This is a genomic window from Paraburkholderia tropica (assembly GCF_014171495.1).
Taxonomy (GTDB): Bacteria; Pseudomonadota; Gammaproteobacteria; order Burkholderiales; family Burkholderiaceae; genus Paraburkholderia; species Paraburkholderia tropica.
This window is the reverse complement of the sequence record NZ_CP049137.1, coordinates 479,785-499,266: the sequence shown is the minus strand read 5'-3', so window position 1 is coordinate 499,266 and position 19,482 is coordinate 479,785. Positions and strand designations below refer to the sequence as shown.

19 protein-coding genes are annotated in these 19,482 nt (G+C 63.9%); 10 read left to right on the top strand and 9 right to left on the bottom strand.

The window, feature by feature from the left end:
• Positions 1 to 63 precede the first annotated feature (63 nt).
• The 6 genes from G5S35_RS32790 to G5S35_RS32765 form a co-directional block, all read right to left on the bottom strand.
• A complete protein-coding gene (locus tag G5S35_RS32790; RefSeq protein ID WP_183040547.1) occupies positions 64 to 1,419 on the bottom strand; it encodes a purine-cytosine permease family protein in 1,356 nt (451 codons plus the stop codon).
• 276 nt (positions 1,420 to 1,695) lie between these two features.
• Positions 1,696 to 2,691, bottom strand: coding sequence for a 5-oxoprolinase subunit C family protein (locus G5S35_RS32785; protein WP_183040546.1), 996 nt, complete (start codon positions 2,689 to 2,691; stop codon positions 1,696 to 1,698).
• The gene (locus G5S35_RS32780; protein WP_065057832.1) at positions 2,681 to 3,556 is read right to left on the bottom strand and encodes a 5-oxoprolinase subunit B family protein; all 876 of its coding nucleotides are present in this window, start codon (positions 3,554 to 3,556) and stop codon (positions 2,681 to 2,683) included. Before G5S35_RS32780 ends, G5S35_RS32785 begins: the two co-directional genes overlap by 11 nt.
• The gene (locus tag G5S35_RS32775; RefSeq protein WP_183040545.1) at positions 3,553 to 4,989 is read right to left on the bottom strand and encodes an acetyl-CoA carboxylase biotin carboxylase subunit; all 1,437 of its coding nucleotides are present in this window, start codon (positions 4,987 to 4,989) and stop codon (positions 3,553 to 3,555) included. Before G5S35_RS32775 ends, G5S35_RS32780 begins: the two co-directional genes overlap by 4 nt.
• Before the next feature lie 4 nt (positions 4,990 to 4,993).
• Entirely contained in the window at positions 4,994 to 5,236 is a 243-nt protein-coding gene (locus tag G5S35_RS32770) for an acetyl-CoA carboxylase (protein WP_065057834.1), read from the bottom strand.
• 46 nt (positions 5,237 to 5,282) lie between these two features.
• The gene (locus G5S35_RS32765) at positions 5,283 to 6,065 is read right to left on the bottom strand and encodes a 5-oxoprolinase subunit PxpA (protein ID WP_110326626.1); all 783 of its coding nucleotides are present in this window, start codon (positions 6,063 to 6,065) and stop codon (positions 5,283 to 5,285) included.
• A 176-nt stretch (positions 6,066 to 6,241) separates the two neighbouring features.
• Here G5S35_RS32765 and G5S35_RS32760 point away from each other — a divergent pair, with 176 nt between their 5' ends.
• Positions 6,242 to 7,150 carry a LysR family transcriptional regulator gene (locus tag G5S35_RS32760; protein WP_183040544.1) on the top strand — a complete coding sequence of 303 codons (909 nt, stop codon included), beginning with the start codon at positions 6,242 to 6,244 and terminating at the stop codon, positions 7,148 to 7,150.
• Positions 7,151 to 7,303: 153 nt separating this feature from the next.
• The gene (locus tag G5S35_RS32755) at positions 7,304 to 8,845 is read left to right on the top strand and encodes a methyl-accepting chemotaxis protein (protein ID WP_124261602.1); all 1,542 of its coding nucleotides are present in this window, start codon (positions 7,304 to 7,306) and stop codon (positions 8,843 to 8,845) included.
• On the opposite strand, the gene G5S35_RS32750 is transcribed toward G5S35_RS32755, so the two are convergent.
• A complete protein-coding gene (locus G5S35_RS32750; protein ID WP_183040543.1) occupies positions 8,846 to 10,087 on the bottom strand; it encodes an NADH:flavin oxidoreductase/NADH oxidase family protein in 1,242 nt (413 codons plus the stop codon).
• A 220-nt stretch (positions 10,088 to 10,307) separates the two neighbouring features.
• On the opposite strand from G5S35_RS32750, the gene G5S35_RS32745 reads away from it, so the two are divergent.
• Positions 10,308 to 10,853, top strand: a complete 546-nt coding sequence (locus tag G5S35_RS32745; protein WP_183040542.1) for a MerR family transcriptional regulator — start codon at positions 10,308 to 10,310, stop codon at positions 10,851 to 10,853.
• 122 nt (positions 10,854 to 10,975) lie between these two features.
• Here G5S35_RS32745 and G5S35_RS32740 read toward each other — a convergent pair whose 3' ends face one another.
• The gene (locus G5S35_RS32740; protein ID WP_065057838.1) at positions 10,976 to 11,233 is read right to left on the bottom strand and encodes a hypothetical protein; all 258 of its coding nucleotides are present in this window, start codon (positions 11,231 to 11,233) and stop codon (positions 10,976 to 10,978) included.
• Between the two features lie 274 nt (positions 11,234 to 11,507).
• Here G5S35_RS32740 and G5S35_RS32735 point away from each other — a divergent pair, with 274 nt between their 5' ends.
• The 6 genes from G5S35_RS32735 to G5S35_RS32710 all read left to right on the top strand — a co-directional run bounded on the left by G5S35_RS32735 (position 11,508) and on the right by G5S35_RS32710 (position 18,197).
• The gene (locus tag G5S35_RS32735) at positions 11,508 to 12,347 is read left to right on the top strand and encodes an IclR family transcriptional regulator (RefSeq protein WP_065057839.1); all 840 of its coding nucleotides are present in this window, start codon (positions 11,508 to 11,510) and stop codon (positions 12,345 to 12,347) included.
• A 235-nt stretch (positions 12,348 to 12,582) separates the two neighbouring features.
• Positions 12,583 to 13,284, top strand: a complete 702-nt coding sequence (locus tag G5S35_RS32730) for an amino acid ABC transporter permease (protein ID WP_110326624.1) — start codon at positions 12,583 to 12,585, stop codon at positions 13,282 to 13,284.
• Positions 13,285 to 13,382: 98 nt separating this feature from the next.
• Entirely contained in the window at positions 13,383 to 14,252 is an 870-nt protein-coding gene (locus G5S35_RS32725; protein WP_161495546.1) for a substrate-binding periplasmic protein, read from the top strand.
• 286 nt (positions 14,253 to 14,538) lie between these two features.
• Positions 14,539 to 16,677, top strand: a complete 2,139-nt coding sequence (locus G5S35_RS32720) for a putative bifunctional diguanylate cyclase/phosphodiesterase (RefSeq protein WP_183040541.1) — start codon at positions 14,539 to 14,541, stop codon at positions 16,675 to 16,677.
• A gap of 271 nt (positions 16,678 to 16,948) precedes the next feature.
• A complete protein-coding gene (locus G5S35_RS32715) occupies positions 16,949 to 17,299 on the top strand; it encodes a PilZ domain-containing protein (protein WP_065057842.1) in 351 nt (116 codons plus the stop codon).
• Positions 17,300 to 17,573: 274 nt separating this feature from the next.
• Positions 17,574 to 18,197 (top strand): ATP-binding cassette domain-containing protein, encoded by a 624-nt coding sequence (locus G5S35_RS32710; protein ID WP_183040540.1) that lies wholly within the window; start codon positions 17,574 to 17,576, stop codon positions 18,195 to 18,197.
• 25 nt (positions 18,198 to 18,222) lie between these two features.
• Here the strand turns inward: G5S35_RS32710 and G5S35_RS32705 are convergent, their stop codons facing one another.
• Positions 18,223 to 18,774, bottom strand: a complete 552-nt coding sequence (locus G5S35_RS32705; RefSeq protein WP_183040539.1) for a GNAT family N-acetyltransferase — start codon at positions 18,772 to 18,774, stop codon at positions 18,223 to 18,225.
• 377 nt (positions 18,775 to 19,151) lie between these two features.
• Between G5S35_RS32705 and G5S35_RS32700 the strand changes: the two genes are divergently transcribed.
• On the top strand, positions 19,152 to 19,478 hold the full coding sequence (locus tag G5S35_RS32700) for a hypothetical protein (RefSeq protein ID WP_065057844.1): 327 nt from the start codon (positions 19,152 to 19,154) through the stop codon (positions 19,476 to 19,478).
• Positions 19,479 to 19,482: the final 4 nt, after the last annotated feature.

The window sequence follows — 19,482 nt, the reverse complement described above, 5'->3', positions numbered from 1 at the left end:
AAGTGTGAAAAGCAAAAAGCGCGTCCATCGAGGACGCGCTTTTTTTATTCCGCTGTTGGCCGATTACAGATTGCGCACGAACCACGTGCGCTTTGCGCCGGCCAGCAGCGCGCTATACACGGCCCACGAAATCACGAAAGTCGCGGGCGCCGAAAGCGACGCGGCAAAACCGGTCTCCGTGTTCAGCGCGAAGCCGACGAACGCGCCGCTGAACCACGCGATCAATCCGCCCGGATTGAATTGCGGCACGTGCGAATCGCGGCATTCGATATCGGCGCCGATCAGCCGTTCGTAACGCGTCGAGGTGATATGCGAGAGCGCCACACCCACCCACGCCACCACGAATACGCCTTGCCACGCGAGCGCCTGCAGAATCTTCGAGAAGATATCGGCCATCATCAGCGTGTAGACCACGACGCCCACCACGAGCGCCCAGACGAATTTCGGCGCGCGCAAACCGGCGGCTTTCTGGAAGAAGGCCTGCATGTTGATGGTCGCGAGATAGTAGTTCGCGGTGTTGATGCGCGACTGCGTGACCCAGACGAACAGCAGCCCCCAGATGCCCATCAGCTTCAGCAGCGCGAGCACGACCGAGACTTCGGAGAGCGTGCCGAGTCCTGGGATCGTGCTGACGAGATAAATGCCCGCTGCGCCGTTGAGCAGGAACGTGACGAGATAGAACGGAATGCCGAAGTTGAAGCGGCCGTGATAGCCCGCGTCTTTTTTGCGGCCGAAACGCGCATAGTCGAATGTGAACATCATGAGCACCCACACGCCCATGTAGTAGACGAAGCATTGCCACCAGCCGTTCGCGGGCACCGCGCCCTTGGGGCCGAAGTCGAGCCATGCCGCGTTGTAGCCGTATTCCCAGGTCGTGAGGCCCACGGCCGCGAGCAGGCCGAGCAGATAAAACGGCAGCAGCACGCCGTTGAACTTGTCGAGCCAGTGCTGCACGCTGCCGAACACGAGCGGCACGCTGTAGCAGACCACGATCAGCGCGGCCCATTTGTAGTCGAGCGCGGGAAACAGATGATTGGCCGCGACGGCGATCACCGAGCCTTCGAACACCGCGTAGTAAATGGCGGTGGCGAAGAAGATCAGCGTCGCGAGCGCCGCGCCCACGCTGCCGAACAGCACGCGTGAAAACAAGGCCACGGAGAGGCCGGTGCGCATCGCATAGCGGCTGATGATCGTGTTGATGACGCCATACGACAGCACTGAAAGCGCCATGCCGATCAGCGCGTTGCGCGCGCCGTAATTGAGCGCGAGCGTCGCGCCCACGACGATGTAGAACACCGCGCTACAGACGGCCCACCACGCCATCGTCAGCGAGAAGGGCGGCATTCTCGCGCTATCGGGGATGGCGCGCGTCGACAGATCGACGTCGCCCTCCGTGCTTTCCTGAGCCAGGTTGGCCATGATCGTGCTCCTCGAATCGGCAAATCGATGAACGGCGTCGGGGCCGCGCCGCGCGTGCGGCAACGGGGCTGCCGTGACGCCGGTCGGGCAGCCTGATCAGACAAAAAAAGCGCGAGCGCATCCGCCGGGCGGCGCGAGGCCGCACGGAACGCGAGTTGAGAATGGAGCCGGTGAGACGCCGCGCCGGAAGCGGCGCGGGCCTGGTTTTTTACAAGCGGGTGAGGACTGCGGGTTCGACTACGACGAGTACAACGACTGCGACGACTACGACAGCGTTCAGGTCTGCAACGCTTCACGCAGCAGCGTGAGCCGATGCTGATATGCCTTGCGCGCCGCGAGCGCCTCGTCCATCGTCACGCTCACGAAACGCGCGCGATGATTCGGCTGCATCTGGCCGATCAGATCCATGTCGGCGCTGACGACCGTGCCGATGGTCGCGTAGCCGCCGCCCGAGACCGCATCGCGATGCAGGATGATCGGCTCCAGTCCCGCGGGCACCTGAATCGAGCCGATCGGATAGCAGGCGTCGACGATATTCGACGGATCCGCGCCCGCGCCGAACGGCTGTTCGCGGTCGCGGAAACGCAGCGGCGTGCCGCCCTTGTAGCGATAGCCGATGCGGTCCGCCTCGGGCGCGACGATCCATTCATCGTCGAAAAAGCTGTGCGCCGATTCGTCGGTCAGGCGGTAGTGATAGAGCCCGGTGAGCACGCGCAATGCCACCGTGTTGTCCAGTTTCGCGCGCATCGCCGGCGGCAATTCGGTGCCTTCGCGGCCCGCGCCGCGCGCAGCGCCGAAGCCGATGCGGTCGCCCTTTTGCAGACGGCGGCCTTCGTGTCCGCCGATCGCGCCGAGCGTGTAGGTCGAGCGGCTGCCCAGCACCTCCGCCACGTCGATGCCGCCCGCCACCGCGAGATACGCACGCGCGCCGCGCTTCACGTACTCGAAGCTCAGCTTGCTGCCCGCGCGCACGCGCAGCGCCGTGTGGCTTTGCTGCACGACGCCGTCGATCTTCGGCGTCATTTCCGCGCCTGTGAGCGCGACGAGCGCATCGGCATGAAACAGCAGGTCGGGGCCGAGCAGTGTGAATTCGAGCACGGCCGCGTTTTCGTCGTTGCCGACCAGCAGATTGGCCGCGCGCGACGAATACTGATCGAGCGAGCCGGACGGCGGAATGCCCACGTGATAGTAGCCCTGGCGGCCGCCGTCCTGCACCGAGGTGGCGAGGCCGGGTTTCACGACTTCGATCAGATTGAGCGTGTCAGTCGGCATACAGCACCTCGACGAGAGAACGGTTGGTCGCGTCGGGATCGCGCAGGAAGGCGTCGAGCGAGAAGCGCACGGGCCGCGTGCGCAGCGCGAACGTGCCCGCTTCCACGGCGGCGAGCGCCGCGTCGTATTCCGCGCGGTCGATGGGCTTGAACTTCACGATGTCGCCGGGACGGAAGAACACCATGAAGTCGCGCAGATAATCGAGACGCTGTTGCGGGTCGAAGATCGGCGCGGGCGTGACGCCGAACATCTGGTAGCCGCCCGCGCCGCGCACCGAATAGATGCAGCCGAAGCAGCCGCCGTGACCCACGGTGAGCTTCGGCGTGTCGGTGCGTGGGCGCAGGTATTTGGGCACCTGCAACTGGCGTTCGCGCTCGACCATCTGATACATGAACGGCAGGCCCGCGACGAAACCGACCATCGAGACGAACCACGGCGAATCCGCATGCGCGGCGATGAATTCGTCGACGTCGCGCTTGCCGTTGATGCGCGCGGCGTATTCCAGATCGGTCGATTCCGGATCCTGATGACGCTCGCGAAAGCGCATCAGCGTTTCGTGCGTCCACGGATCGTTGTAGAGCACCGGCACTTCGACAATGCGTGTGTCGATGTCGAGCGTGGCCTCTCCCACTTCGGCCTCGATGCTTTTCAGCAGCGCCACGAGCGCGTCGGGCGCGATCACGTCCGGGTCGTAGCGCACCTGGTACGAGGCGTTCGCCGGACAGATTTCGGTTACGCCTGGAACCTCGCGGCGCGCGAGTTCGCGCGTGATCGCCGTGCCCTTGAAGAACGCGTCGAGCGACATGTCCTCGCTGATCTCGGCGAAGACGAATTCGTCGCCGCCATAGGTGTAGCGTATCGTCACGATGCCTCCTGCGGGTTCGACTGCTTGGGTTCAGCGCAGGCGGCGCGCCAGGCGTCCATCCACGTTTCGAGGAAGTTGGTGTGATAGCGCGCGGCGCGCACGTCGTCGTCGGCGAGCAGCGCCTGATGCAGCGGCGCGGTGGTTTTCAGCCCGCCGATATGCAGCTCGCGCAGCGTGCGCGCGAGACGCTCGAGCGCGGCGGCGCGGCTCTCGTCGTGCACGATCAGCTTGGCCAGCAGCGAGTCGTAGAACGGCGGCACGACGTAGCCCGGATACAGCAGCGAGTCGATGCGCACGCCGGGGCCGGTCGGCCAGATCAGTTCTTCGACGCGGCCAGGATTCGGGCGGAAATCCTGCAGCGGATCTTCGGCGTTGATACGGCATTCGATCGCCGCGCCGCGCATGACGATATCGCTCTGCTGGAATCGCAGCGGCTCGCCGTCGGCGATGCGCAGCGTTTCGCGCACGAGATCGATGCCGGTGATCGCCTCCGTGACCGGATGCTCGACCTGAATGCGCGTGTTCATTTCGATGAAGTAGAACTCGCCGCGCGTTTCGTCGAACAGATATTCTAGCGTGCCCGCGCTGCGATAACCGACCTGTTGCGCGAGCCGCGTGGCCGACGCGCACAGTTGTGCGCGCAGCGCGGGCGTGAGCGAAGGCGAGGGCGCTTCTTCGAGGATCTTCTGGCGGCGTCGTTGCAGCGAGCATTCGCGCTCGAACAGATGCACGACGTTGTGACCGTCGCCGAGCACCTGGACTTCGATGTGGCGCGCGTGCTTCACGAAGCGTTCGAGATAGACGCCGCCGTCGCCGAACGCCGCCTGCGCTTCGCGCTGCGCGAGCGGCAGTTCCGCGTCGAGCTGGGCCGCGTCGTGCGCGACGCGAATGCCGCGACCGCCGCCGCCCGCCGCCGCCTTGATCATGATCGGATAGCCGATGCGTGCGGCGACTTCGCGCGCCTCGTCGAGCGATTGCACGACGCCGGTGCTGCCCGGCACGGTCGGCACGTCGGCGCGCTGTGCGGTCTCGCGGGCGCGGGCCTTGTCGCCCATCGTCGCGATGACTTGCGGCGCCGGGCCGACGAAGATCATGCCGGCCGCTTCGACCTGCGCGGCGAAGTCGGCGTTTTCGGAAAGGAAACCGTAGCCCGGATGCACGGCGTCGGCGTTGCATTGGCGCGCGGCGTCGAGAATGACCGCCGGATTCAGATAGCTTTTCGCCGCGTGCGACGAGCCGATGTGCACGGCTTCGTCGGCCATGCGCGCGGCGAGACTGTCGCGATCCGCGTCGCTGACTACCACGGCGGCGCGCATGCCGAGTTCGTGCGCGGCGCGGATCACGCGCACGGCGATTTCGCCGCGATTGGCCACCAGCACCGTGCGGATGCGCGCGGGGCGATAGCGCGTATTGGTTGTGTTTGCAACGTTCATGGCGTCACGCCTCCACGCGCATCAGCACCTGGCCGGCATCGACCGGCTCGCCGTCTTCGACCAGCAGTTCCGCGACGCGTCCTGCCACGCCGCTCTCGATCTCCGTGAACTGCTTCATCACTTCGACGAGGCCGACGACGGTATCGGGCTGAACAGCGGCGTCCAGCTCGACATAGAACGGCGCGTCAGGCGAGGAACGCCGGTAGAACGTGCCCGGCAACGGGCTGACGATATCGTGCAGTGCCATCGTGTTGTGCTCCTTGATCGTGTTATGGGATTCAGCGTCGCGCGGCTCAGAGACTCGCGGCCGTCGCCAGCGGTCCGGTGATGCGGATGCCTTCGCGCACCAGCGCCTCGCGCGTGCCGCGCACCAGTTGCAGCGCGCCGGGCGTGTCGCTGTGAATGCAGACGGAGTCGAAGTCGATATCGATGTCGTCGCCGTCGACGGTGCGCACCTTGCCGTCCACGCAGGCGCGCAGCACTTTCTCGGCAACCTGTTCGGGATCGAGCGGCCCGATGCGGCGGATAAAGACGATCGAGCCGTTGCGGTCGTAGTCGCGATCGGCGTAGAACTCGCGGATCGCGGGCTGGCCGATCTCCTGCGCCACGCGCCACGTCGCCGACGATTCCATGCAGAACAGCAAGAGATTCGGATCGACCTGTTGCAACGTTTCGACGAGCAGGCGCGAGAAGGTTTCGTCGCGCGCCGCGTGCATGTAGAGCGCGCCGTGCGGCTTGACGTGCTGGAGCCGCACGCCGTGCAGCCGCGCGAATTCGCGCAGCGCGCCCACTTGATACAGCAGATCGTTGACGAGCGCCTGCGGCGTTTCGGCGATATGGCGGCGGCCGAAACCGACGAGATCGCGAAAGCCCGGATGCGCACCGATGCCGACGCCGGACTCGCGCGCCAGTTGCACGGTGCGCGCCATGATGTTCGGATCGCCCGCGTGAAAACCGGTGGCGATATTCGCCGAACTGATGAGCGGCATGATCTGCTCGTCGACGCCATCGCCGATGTGCCACGGACCGAAGCCTTCCCCCATATCGGAGTTCAGGTCGACGTACTGCTTGTTCATACGGTGCTCCTCCAGGTTCGTCTGGCGGCGGCGTGTCAGGCCGCTGCGCAACAGGATTGAAAGGCAGGTTAACCGGTGGCTGATCGCCAAAAAAGTTTTATTTTTGTATGCCTCAGTATCAATTTTTTCGATACCATCGGCCGGACTCTTTCCTGGCCGCCGGGCCACCCACGAAGATGGCGCTCACGCTCAGACAGCTCAAATACTTCGTTGCGACCGCCGAACTCGGGCAACTCTCGCAAGCGGCTATTCATCTGACGATTTCGCAGTCCGCCGTGACAAGCGCGATCAAGGAACTCGAAGAGACGCTCGGCACGCAGCTATTCGTGCGCGGCGCGACGGGCGTCGCGCTGACCGACACGGGGCGGCGCTTTCTGAATCACGCGTACACGATCCTCGCGTCGGTGGACGAGGCCATGCGCATTCCCAACCTCGAAAGCACGCTCGCGGGCACGCTCGCGATTGCCGCGAGTTACACCGTGCTCGGCTACTTTCTTCCGCATCATGTGCAGCGGCTCAACGCGCTGTATCCGCGTCTCACGATTCAACTGCACGAACTCAATCGTGACGCCATCGAGGAAGGTTTGATCACCGGGCAATACGACATGGCGGTGCTGCTCACGTCCAACGTCTCCAATCCCGAACTCGCGCTCGAACCGGTGATTCATTCGGTGCGCCGCCTGTGGGTGGGCGCGCATCATCCGCTGCTCAAGCGCGAGAGCGTGACGCTCGCGTCGGTCGCGCCCGAGCCCTTCGTCATGTTGACGGTGGACGAAGCCGCGCAAACGGCGATGCGCTACTGGAACGAAACCGCGTGGCGGCCGAACGTGATTCTGCGCACCTCGTCGGTGGAAGCCGTGCGCAGCATGGTGGCGAACGGTTCCGGCGTGGCGATTCTGTCCGACATGGTGTATCGGCCGTGGTCGCTCGAAGGGCGGCGCATCGAAACCATCATGCTGCTCGACGCGGTGCCGGCGATGAGCGTGGGGCTCGCGTGGCGCAAGAACAAGGAACTGAGCCCGGCGATGCACGCCGTGCGCGAGTATTTCCGCCATACCTTCATGGAGACGCGTACGAGCGCCTGACGCTGCGCGCCGCACACGCCACACACACTCCGCACTTACCCGACTCAAGAAGCCGCGCGCCGTGCCGATATGCATTAACCAAATGGTTAATTTTGCAGATGCATCGGAAGTCTGCATCGCGCCCGACGTCTTTCCCCGTCTTTTCGAGTCGAAATGAAAGTCTCAACCAAGCTGATCCTTCTCGTGGGCACCGCGCTCGTCGGTGTCGTCCTGATCGCCGCGACGACCCTGTCGCAACTGAAGCAGTCGCTCGTCGAGAGCCGGCAGCAGGAAATCACCAATCTGCTGCTCAAGGCCGAGCATCTGGTGCTGTATTACCAGCAGCAGGAAGCGCAGGGCAAACTCACGCGCGAGGCCGCGCAGAGCGCGGCGAAAGCGGCGATCAGCGAATTGAATGCAGACAGCAAGAGCTATTTCTGGATCACCTCGACGGACAGCATCAACCTCGTGCATCCGAACCCGAGCCTGATCGGCACGAAAACGGGCGGTAATCGTACGACGATGGGCGATCTCACCGACACGCAGGCGTACGCGCAAGGGCTGCAACGCGAGCATGTGGCGCTCGTCGACGTGCTGATCCACCGCTCGGCGAACAGTCCGCTCGAACCGAAATTGCAGGGTGTGGTGGCGGTGCCCGCATGGCAATGGTGGATCGGCACGGGCTTCTTTTACGACGATATCAACGCCGCGTTCTGGCGCGTCGCGCGCACGATGATCGCCATCGCCGTGCTGATTTTCGCGGTGGTGGGCACGATGGCTTGGCTCATGACGCGCAGCATCCGCCGTGCGCTCGGTGGCGAACCGGCCGACGCGGCCGCGCTGGCCGCGCAGATCGCGGCGGGCAATCTGACGACGCCGATCGCGCTGGCGGCCGGCGACCGTTCGAGCCTGATGCACGCGCTGCACGAAATGCGCGTGAAGCTGCGCGATCTCGTGCAGGGCATTCAGCAATCGAGCGATTCGATCGCGACGGGGTCGTCGGAGATCGCGCAGGGCAACGCCGATCTGTCGCAGCGCACCGAGGAGCAGGCGGCCTCGCTCGAAGAAACGGCGGCGAGCATGGAGCAACTCACGGCGACGGTGAAGCAGAACGCCGAAAACGCGCGTCAGGCGCGTCAGCTCGCGGTACTGGCGTCGGACGCGACGGGACGCGGCGGCAGCGCGGTCGACGAAGTGATCGAGACGATGCAGCGCATTGCGGGCGAGTCGAAGCGCATCGGCGAGATCATCGGCACGATCGAGGGCATCGCGTTCCAGACCAATATTCTGGCGCTCAACGCGGCGGTCGAGGCCGCGCGCGCGGGCGACGAAGGGCGCGGTTTCGCCGTGGTCGCGGGCGAAGTGCGCGCGCTCGCGCAGCGCAGCGCGGCGGCGGCGAAGGATATCCGGGCGCTGATCGGCTCGTCGGTGGAGCGCGTAGATGCGGGCTCGGGCCAGGTCGCGGTGGCGGGCGAGCGCATGAAGGAAATCGTGCAGTCGATCATGCGCGTGAGCGACATCATGGGCGAGATCGAGGCGGCGTCGGTCGAGCAAAGCACCGGCATCGAGCAGGTCAATCAGGCGGTCTCGCAGATGGATACCGTCACGCAGCAGAACGCGGCGCTGGTCGAACAGGCCGCTGCTGCTGCGGCCGCGCTCGACGAACAGGCTGCGCGGCTGCGCTCGACGGTGGGCGTGTTCCGGGTCGCGGGTTGATCAGTTTTTTGCCTGCCGCGACTGCGTGATCCAGCGGCGGTAGCGTCGCGTGCGCGCCGCTTCGGCCACTTGCTGAACGATCAGCGCGCGCAGTGGCGAGACGTTCGGATCGGTCCGCTTTCCCACGCTCAACCGCTGCAACTGGAATTTCACGGCAGCCATGTTCGCGAGCGAGGCGAGCGGCTTGTTCTTCCACGCGATGGGCGCGAGCGCGGGCGCCGCGTCGCGACCCGCACGCCACGCGCGCGGCAGCGTCGGATCGATGGCGAGCGCCGTGCCGATGCCCACCATATCCACGCCGCTCGCGACCACCTGTTGCGCGATGGCGTGGCGGCGAATGCCGCCTGTGACCATCACAGGCATCGTCGCTATCTTGCGGATATCGCGCGCGAACTCCACGAAATAGGCTTCGCGCGCGAGCGTGCGGCCATCGCGAGCGTCGCCCTGCATCGCGGGCGCTTCGTAACTGCCGCCCGATAATTCGACCAGATCGACATCGAGTTCGTTGAGCCATTGCACGACGCCGCGCGCGTCGTCGGCGCTGAAACCGCCGCGCTGGAAATCGGCGGAATTCAGTTTGACGGCTACGGCGAATTGCGGCGAGACCACGGCGCGCACGGCTTTGACGACGTCGAGCAATAGCCGCGCGCGATTCGCGAGCGAGCCGCCCCACCGGTCGGTGCGGCGGTTGCTCAGCGGCGAGAGGAACTGGCTGAGCAAATACCCGTGCGCCGCGTGAATCTCCACGCCGGTGAAACCCGCGCGCTCGGCGAGCTGCGCGGTGCGTGCGAAGCGCTCGATCACGTCTTCGATGACCGCCTGCGTCATCGCGTGCGGTGTGGCGAAGTGCTTCGACATACTGCCCAGCGCGAGCGGCACGGCCGACGGCGCCCACGTCGGCTGCCCGAGATTGGCGCGCATCTGGCGGCCCGGATGATTGATCTGCAGCCAGCATTGCGCGCCGTGCGAGCGGCCGATACGCGCCCATTGACGAAATGCGTCGAGGTGCCGGTCGTTTTCGAGCACTACGCCGCCGGGGCCGGTCATCGCGCGGCTGTCGACCATCACGTTGCCGGTGATGAGCAGTCCCGCGCCGCCTTCCGCCCACGCCTCGTAGAGCCGCATCAGTTGCGCCGACGGCGCGTGATGCGCGTCGGCCATGTTTTCTTCCATCGCCGCTTTGGCAATGCGGTTCGGAATGACCGAGCCGTTCGGCAGGGATAACGGGTCGAACACGTTCATGGTTTCACCTCACTGGATCGTGTGCCGACTTTAAGGTTGAAGCTAACTTGAATGTCAATGGCCGCGAGCGAGTGGGCGCGCGAATTTTTTCTATCGTGGCGATAGGGCAAGGTGGGCTCGCGTGGGCGCTTGACCTTCAGGTTGACTTTAAGCTTAAAGTACAGACTGGCAGGCGATCGGCACCCCCTGCGGGAACGACCCGCGCGCGGAGGCGAGGAACATGAAAATCGGAGAACTGGCGCAACGCACGGGGCTGGCGGCTTCGCGTATTCGTTTTTACGAAGACATCGGCCTGCTCAAAGCCGACCGCGAACCGAACGGTTACCGCAGCTATGCGCCCGATGCGGTGCTGGTGCTCGATCTGATTACCAGCGCGCAACAGGCCGGTTTCAGTCTCGACGAGATTCGCATGCTGCTGCCGCTCGACAATGCGCAATGGCAGCACGGGACGCTGATCGACACGCTGCGCGGCAAGGTGGCGGAAATCGAGGCGCTGGAACAGCGCCTCGCGCAAAGCAGGGCTCAGCTCGTGGCGCTGATCGCCGAAATCGAAGCGAAGCCCGAAGGTATGGACTGCTCCGCCAACGCCCAGCGCGTGCTTTCGCGCATTCGTGCAGGACGCGTGAAAGCGCCCGCGCTGGCTGCCGGCGACGTAAAAACACTCCGCAAAACACCCACTGCCCGTAAAGCGGCGACGAAAATCACGGCGAAAACCACCATAACGACTCAAGCCGCGCCATCGCGTCGTCCGCTCAAACGCGCCTAATGCCAATAGCGCGTAGCTGCATCCCGAATTTGATTACGATATTGGCTATGCGCGAGGCATAGTTCGGGTTTAAAACGCTCTCAGGTTCTATTTTTTTGGCCGGAAAAGCTGACCGCTCGCCACTATTCTTTCAAGGAAGCCAGCAGCTGGTCGATCTCGTCGAATTGGCCATTCGACAACTGGTGGGTTTGCATCAGGTCGCGCAAACGCTTGCGCCAATAACCCGGTGGCAAACCTAAATCGTTCATGTCCTCGTTGGACAATCGTCGCAGTACCGCCTTGATATGCAAAATCTCGTCGTGAGCGAGTTTCGACGAATGAGCGCCCGACAGCTTCTGCTGTCTGGCGCTGTGTAAACCCCGTTCCGATAGGCTTCCCATTGTTCTTCGCCCGGCGTTGAGCGATGCACATGCCCTGAGTGCATCGCCGGCCTGATGGCGTCCTGTTGTCGTCTGTTTTGGGTTGGGCGCGCGGTGAATCCGCGGCGCTTCCCAAATCGCGCTGGATTCAATCGTTCGGCTATACCGAACGCGGTTCGGTAGTGTTATTTATGGTAGGTTCAGCACTAGTGACTGTCAATATCGAGTGTGCGAAGCTAGCGTTTCGTCGGAGGGGTTCGCTAACGGGGCGAATCAGGACGAACACGAAATAAAAATGACATCTGCCGCTCAAACACCCATCGCTCAAAATACCGAAGACCGTTATGCGCTTCGCAGCGTCAGCCGCGCGCTCGACGTGCTGGAAGCCTTGGGAGCCTGCGGCAGCGAGGGGCTCACGGTGGCGGAAATCGCCACGATCATCGGCGTGTCGAAAAGCACGGCGTTCGCCTTGTTGCAGACGCTGCTGGCGCGCAGCTACGTGATCGATGTGCGGCTCGGCGGCTCGCGCCGTTACCGGCTGGGCTTCGCGCTCGTGCATCTCGGCGACCGGGCGGCGGCCGATATCGGCGTCTCGCAGATCGCCATGCCGGTGCTGCGCGAACTGACCGAAACCACCGGTCTCACGTCGCGGCTCGCGGTGCTCGACGACGAGGGCTACGCCGTGGCGATCGCGCGCGTGGAGGCGGCGGGCATCGTGCGCATCGCGTCCGCGCTCGGCCAGCGCGAACTGCCGCATTGCTCGGCGCTCGGCAAGTCGCTGATGGCGCTCCTGCCGCCCGCGCGCGTCGTGAAACTGCTCGCGCATACCGGCATGCCGCAACGCACGCAGTTCACGCGCACCACGCCCGCCGAACTCATGCGCGATCTGATTCTGGTTGCCGAGCGCGGCTATGCGTTCGACGACGAGGAAGACAACATCGGCGTGGTCTGCGTGGGTTCCGCGATCACCAACCGCGACGGCGAGGGCGTGGCGGCGATCAGCGTCACCACGCTCAAGACCGGCCTCAGCGACAACGACCTGCATGCCCTGGGCGGCACGTTGCGGATGTATGCGGAGCGGATCAGCAGCATGCTCGGCGCGCAGGTGCAGCCGCAGCTTGCCACGCGCGGGTAACTAACCAGTACGGATAAGCGCGCATCGGCGCGCACGGACGCCTAAGATCGCATACGAGCCGGCACGTGCAATTAAGTGCAAGTACGCGCCTGTGCGAACGCGCGCCGCCCGACCGGCGCCCGGCGCGCCCGCATGACCGCTATTCCCGACACGACCCGCTCGACCCGTTCAATCCGCTCAATCCTTTCCACACGCACTACTGCACTCCCGCATGGCCGCCGCGGGCAAGGAATTCATGCCGACTACGCTTCCGGACCTGTTCGACCTGCACGGCGCGAGCCACTATCTGCCCGATCTGCTGCGCGGCGCGCTGACGAGCCTCGAATTGACGTTGTGCATTCTGGCGCTGAGCCTGCCGTGCGGCCTCGTGCTCGCAATGGCGAAGATCAGCCATGCGCGGCTGCCGAGCCTGCTCGCTTCCGCGTATATCGAGTTGATTCGCGGCACGCCCGCGCTATTGCAGCTTTTCTATATTTATTTCGTCTTGCCTTCGTTCGGGATTCGGTTCGATCCGTTCATGGCGGGCGTACTCGGATTGTCGATCAATTATTCGGCCTATCTCGCCGAGGTTTATCGCGCCGGCATACTCGCGGTGCCCAAAAGCCAGCTCGAAGCCGCGAAGGCGCTCGGCATGTCGAACGGGCAGGCGCTCAAACTCGTGGTGCTGCCGCAGGCGCTGCGCATCGTCGTGCCGCCGCTCGGCAATTACGCGATTTCGCTGTTCAAGGACACCTCGCTCGTCTCCATCGTGACCGTCAAGGAACTGATGTTCACCGGTCAGATTATTTCCTCTACGAATTTTCAGTACGCCACCGTCTTCACGATCATTGGCGCGATATATTTGGCGTTCTCATGGCCGAGCGCGTTCGTCGTGCGCTGGCTGGAGCGCAAGATGGGCAGTCCGCGCTTCGGCAACCCCACGACCTCACGCCGCTGATCCGCGCCGCATCGCGCGCATGCCGCGTTTCATGCGCGAGCAACCTGTATTTTGATGCTTTAAAAGCGTCGTTAATTTACTTTTCCGTGGAGCGTTTCGTGCGCAAATACATGCTGGCGCTGGCCGCCTTGCTGGCGGGTCTGGTCGCGTTGCCCAACGCCTTCGCCGACGACAACGTGGCGAGCAACGGCGTCATCAGCGGGGTGCGTTTCGATGGCGGTGACGGCTCGTATGCGCGCGCGGTGCGCAACGGCGTGACGCTCGCGATCGCCGCCGATCCGCCGTCCACCTATCTCGACGACAAGACGCACGCGTTCGACGGCACCGACGTGCGCATCTTCAAGGAGATCATGAAGCGGCTCGGCATCGAGAAAGTCACCTGGAACATCATGCCGTTCGACGCGATGATTCCGACGCTGCTCTCGGGCCGCACCGATATCATCGTCGACAACCTGCACGAGAACGCGCAGCGTCTGCGCGTGGTGGCGTTCACGAGTCCGGCCTACTGGTATGGCTCGGCGATCGCCGTGCAGCGCGGCAATCCGTTGAAGATTCATGGCTGGGACGACTTCAGCGGCCGCACGATCGGCACCTTGCGCGGGAGCCTCAATCACCAGTTGCTAGAAGGGCGCAAGGATCTCAAGGAGCTGAAGCTCTATACGAGCAGCGAAGCCGAATTCGCGGATCTGATTGCGGGGCGCATCGATGTGGCGATGGAGGACGGCATCAAGATCGGCCTCTTTTTGAAGCAGCATCCGAATGCGGGCATGGAGTTCGTGACCGATTACCGGCCGTTGCCGCAGGAATACGGTTACGCGCGCTATGCGCTGCGCAAGGGCGACGTCGATCTGAATCACGCGGTCTCGCGCGCGCTCGACGAAATGCGCGCCGACGGCTCGCTCGCCGCCATTCTCCGGCAATTCGGCTATACCGACCGCAATCTCTGGTTTTATCCGGTCAAGAACTGAGCCGCCCGGGCGCGCGGTAATGCGCCGTAATCAATTAACGAAGCAAACGCTGGCGCGCCGTGTGCGATTGACCTTAAGGTTTTCCCGTATCTGCCGATATGGCGTGAGTCGATAGGCATCGATGCGTCTTGTCGACGACTAAAAAATCCCCGCCGCGCTGAGAGACGCGGCGACGGTGCACGCGCGCCGTGCGGCCCGATTGCGGGCGGCTCACGCGCGTGCGAACACGAGACCTAATCAGAATCAGAACGACGCGCAGTAGAGACGGGCGCGCAAAGGGCCACGAATGAACGGTGTCTATAACCCGCTGTTGACGTGTCTGTCGGTGGTGGTCGCGTTCCTCGCGTCATTTACGGCGCTCGAAGGCGCGGCCATGCTCAGTGCCGTGACCAGCAGCCGATGGCGTCATGCCTGGCTGGCGGGCAGTGCGTGCGCGATGGGCATCGGCATCTGGTCGATGCATTTCATCGGCATGATCGCGCTGACCTTGCCGATTGCCGTGGGTTACGACCTCGACGTGAGCGCCGCCTCGCTCGCGCTCGCCGTGCTCGCGGCGCTCGTGGCGCTCGCCACCGTGAGCCGCGGCCATCTGTCGGCGCGGCGCCTGTTCGCGGCGGGCGTGGTGATGGGGGTCGGCGTGGCCGCCATGCACTACACCGGCATGATCGCCATGCGCATGTCGCCGTCCATCGACTATGACTTTTCGCGCGTGGCGCTGTCGGTGGCGATCGCGATTGGCGCGTCCATCGCGGCGCTCTGGCTCGCGTTCCATCTGCGCGATTCGCGGCGCGAGAACATCGTCTGGAAACGTCTGGCGGCCGCGGCCATCATGGCCTTCGCGATCACCGGCATGCATTACACGGGCATGAGCGCCGCCACGTTCGCGGAGGGCAGCCGCTGCCTGAGCGCGCACAAGGTCGACGCCACCACGCTGGCGTTCGTGGTGGGCGTGGCCTCGACGGCGGTGCTCGTCGGCACGTTGTGGATCTTCGGCACGCAGGCGAGCCGCCTGTCCGCCTCGCTCGACCGCGCGACCCGCACCATTCGTCATCTCGGCACGCACGACGCGCTCACCGACCTGCCCAACCGCGCGTATCTGATGGCGCGCGCGAAGGAACTCGTCCAGCGCAGCACGCGCGGCGGCGGCGCGCTGGCCGTGCTGTTCGTCGATCTCGACGGCTTCAAGGCCGTCAACGACACGCTCGGCCACAAGATCGGCGACGATCTGCTGCGTCAGGCGGCCGAGCGCATTTCCGGTTGTGCGCGCAAAGGCGATCTGGTGGCGCGGCTGGGCGGCGATGAATTCGTGGTGGTGGTGTCGGGCTTGCCGGGCGCGCAGCGGCGCGGGAACGGCCTGCGTGCCGAGGCGAACGATGCGAGCCCGATCGGCAATACGGATGCCGGCGCGATCGCCGACACCATCGCGCGCCAGATACTCGCGAGTCTCGCCGACGAGTTCGTGCTCGCCGAGGCGATTCCGATCCGCATCGGCGCGAGCATCGGCATTGCGCTTTCGCAGGACGAGAGCACGACGCTCGACACGCTGCTGAGCCACGCCGACTGCGCGATGTACGCCGCCAAGCGCGGCGGCCGCAACACCTTCCGCCGCTTCGAGGACAGCATGAGCCAGTCCACGCTGCGCTCGCTGCATATCCAGCGCGACCTGCACGTGGCGCTCGCGCGCAAGCAGTTCGATCTCGTGTTTCAGCCCAAATTCACCGTGGACGGCAAGGCCATGACGGGCGCCGAAGCGCTGCTGCGCTGGGCGCATCCGGTGCTCGGCAACGTGCCGCCGCTCGAATTCATTCCGATTGCCGAGCGCGCGGGGCTGATGATCGCCATCGGCGACTGGGTGCTGCGCGAGATCTGCGCGCATCTCGTCGAGTGGGATCGCGAAGGACTCGCGCCGATGCCGATCGCGATGAATCTCTCGGCGATGCAGTTCAATCTGCCGCGGATCGTCGAGCGGATCGACGCGATCGTGACGGCGGCCGGCGTGCCGCCCGAGCGCCTGATGTTCGAGATCAGCGAAGCGACCGCGATGCAGGACGTAGACCGCACGCGGCGTATCGTGCAGGCGTTGCGCGACCGCGGCTATGCCGTGGCGCTCGACAACTTCGGCTCGGCGTTGTCGAGCCTCGGGCATCTGCACGATTTCCGCGTCGATCAGATCAAGATCGACCGCGCCTTCGTGAGCGGTCTCGACGACACCTCGGCGCGCAGTTCGGCGTTGCTCTCGGCGGTCATGGCGCTTGCCCGCGTGCTGGGCATCGAAGTGGTGGCGGAGGGCGTGGAAACCGTCGCGCAGTCGCTCAAGCTGCTCGCGCTCGAATGCGACCAGATGCAGGGTTTTCTGTGCGGATCGCCGCTCGCGGGCGGCGAGTTTCGTCAGGCCATGGCGGGCGCGTTCGCGATGAAAAGCTGAATGCCGCGTGCCGAATGCGCCGACAATGCCGCTCATGCGGCGCTTGCGTGGCGCATGCGTGGCAATCGCGCATTCAGATAGCTTACGATTCGCTTGGTCCGGAATAATTAGTGTTCGATGACAAGCGCACACGCTACAATCCGCACCGCATGGTGATGATTTAAATATTTCCTTTATACGGAAAGCCGGGCGGGACCTGAATCGAGTTGAACCGGGTCCTCGACGCGATCAGCACGATAAAAATACATGCTGAAAAACGGGTGTGATTCATATGGGAAGTGAACGCGATTTCCGGCGCGACGTGCGCACGCCGATGCTTTTCGCGCCGCTGTTGCTGAACAAGGACGGCAGGGCGCTCGCGCAGGTTGCCGATCTGAGCTCGCACGGCGCGCTGCTGCATGCGCGAAGCGGCTTGTTTTCGCGGGGCGAAACGGTGTCGGGCTGGCTCCAGTCGTCGGCTGTGGACGACGAGGACGAGATCGTCGTGGCCGTGTTTCTCGACGTGCGCTGGATCGCCGAAGATCATGAACGCGGCTGGAGCCGCGTGGGCTGCGAAATGCATACGCTCGATGCGCGGTCGATGGCGCGTTTGCATTGCATGATCGAGAAAGCGGCGCCGTAGCGACGCAGTTATTGCCGCTTTATCGCCGCTTTATTGACGCTTTTCGTCGATCCTTCGCCGATATATTGGAGAATGGCGAAAGACTCAATAAGCGGAAACAGGGACATGCTGCTGTCTCTTCGGCTTCGGTGGTACGCCTTTAGCGCGGCGCGTTTGCTGCGCAGGCATTGGCGACGCTGACGCTCTCACTCCCGTTCGCGGCCATTGCGCCGCTGCTGCTGGCCGCGATCTGGGTCGCGGCCGCCTGGCACTTTTTCGTTTGACCTCATTCTCCATGCTCCGATTCGAACACCTCAGCAAACGCTACGGAAGTCACGTCATTTTTCAGGGTCTTCATTACGCGTCCGGCCCGGGATGCGTGGCGCTCTGCGATGAAAACGGCAGCGGCAAATCCACCTTGCTCGGCATGCTCGCGGGCGCGATCGACGCCAGCGAAGGCGAGATCTGGATCGACGGCCATTCGCTGCGCACCGAGCCGCTCAAGGCAAAAGCCGCGCTGGCTTTCGTGCCCGATGACTGCATGGCGTATCCGTTTCAGACCGGGCGAGAACTGCTCGAACTCGTGGCCTCGGCCAGGCAGACCACGGTGGATGCGCGCGTGATCGACCTCGCGCATCGCTTCGGCCTGGAGCCGCATCTGGAGAAGCGCTTCGAGCAGATGTCACTCGGCACGCGCAAGAAGTTCTTCCTGACCGCGACGACGATTGGCGACCCTGCGGTCATCATCGCGGACGAACCGGGCAACGGGCTCGACGCGACCGCACGCGCCGTGCTCGTCGACCTGTTCAAGACGCTGGCGAAAGATCGCGTCGTGTTCTTTTCGAGTCACGATCTGAAACTCGTGCAGGCTTGCGAAGCCCGCACGACGAATTTCGCGGAACTCGCGTCGGTTGCGTGACCAACCGGTTCGGCATGGTCTTGGTTCAAGACGCCATCGTCAGCGCGTAGTGGAATTCGTCGCTGATGGCGCCTTTGAATTCGTCGGCGTGATCGATACGCCGCACGCATTCGAATCCCAGCGATTCCACGAGCCGGATCGACGCGATATTGCGCGTGTCGATTTCCGCATGAAAGCGCCCGATGCCGTACACCTCGCGTAACGCCGGCAGCAGCGCGCCCAGCGCTTCCTTTGCGTAACCCTGACGCTGGCTCGGCGTAAAAACGAAATAGGCGATCCACGCTTCCCGCGCCGCCAGTTGTATCGTCGCCTGAACATAGCCATGCGCGCGGCCATCGTCGCCGATGAGCGCCCAGTTCAGCCATGCTTCGCTCGCATCCGGCGAGCGGCGGCTCTCCAGCTTCTCGTAGCGCGACTGCAAAGCTTCCACGCTGGCGGGCGGCGTTTGTGGAATGTAGCGATAGGCGGCCGGGTCGCTCAACCCTTCGAACAGGATGGCGGCATGTTGCGCGCGCAACGGCGCGAGGCTCAGGCGTGCCGACTGCAGCGCGGTGGTTTCAAAATTTTCGACGCTCAATGGAATGCACCTCGTGAGGGATTCATGTTATTCGAAATCGACTAAATTATTACACGCAGGAAAGGATTGGAAATGAATGGGAAGTAATTCAATTGTCCGAATTAAATCTATGGGTGTAAACCTCAAGTATTCAAATTCCCGGTCGATATAAAAGTGAACGAATATCGGCGGCGTCGCACGATGAAGCACGCAAACGTTAAAGCACGCAAACGTTAAAGCTTCATGTCGGCGCGTAAATAGGCGGGGAGTAGTCAACTATGCAGGTAACGTCGTCCACCTCCAGTCAGGCTCTGGCTGCGAATACACGCGTCGGCGCAACGACGCCCACAACAGCCAGCGATGCGGGTCTGGCACCCGAGCCCAGCACGAAAGTTACGTTGTCGGACGAGGGCCTGCAAAAGAGCGCTCAGGCGTTGGCCGGCAGCGCACAAAGCACGAACAGCGAGGATGCCGGCACGCAGGACGCCGGCACGTCCGGCGCGGATGCAGCGGACGCAACCGGTTCGACTGACTCGACGAGTTCGACGAGTGCAACGGACCCGGCCGATGCGCCTTCGTCGCTCAAGTCGGTCACTTACGGCGTGCTCGGCTTGCCCGATCCCTCGAAGCCGCCGCCCACGAACACGGCGTTCGGCGTGGGCAAATGCTTCGCCGCAGTCGGCACGGTGGTCAGCACGATTATGCTCGCGCTGAAATTCCTGTGATGTC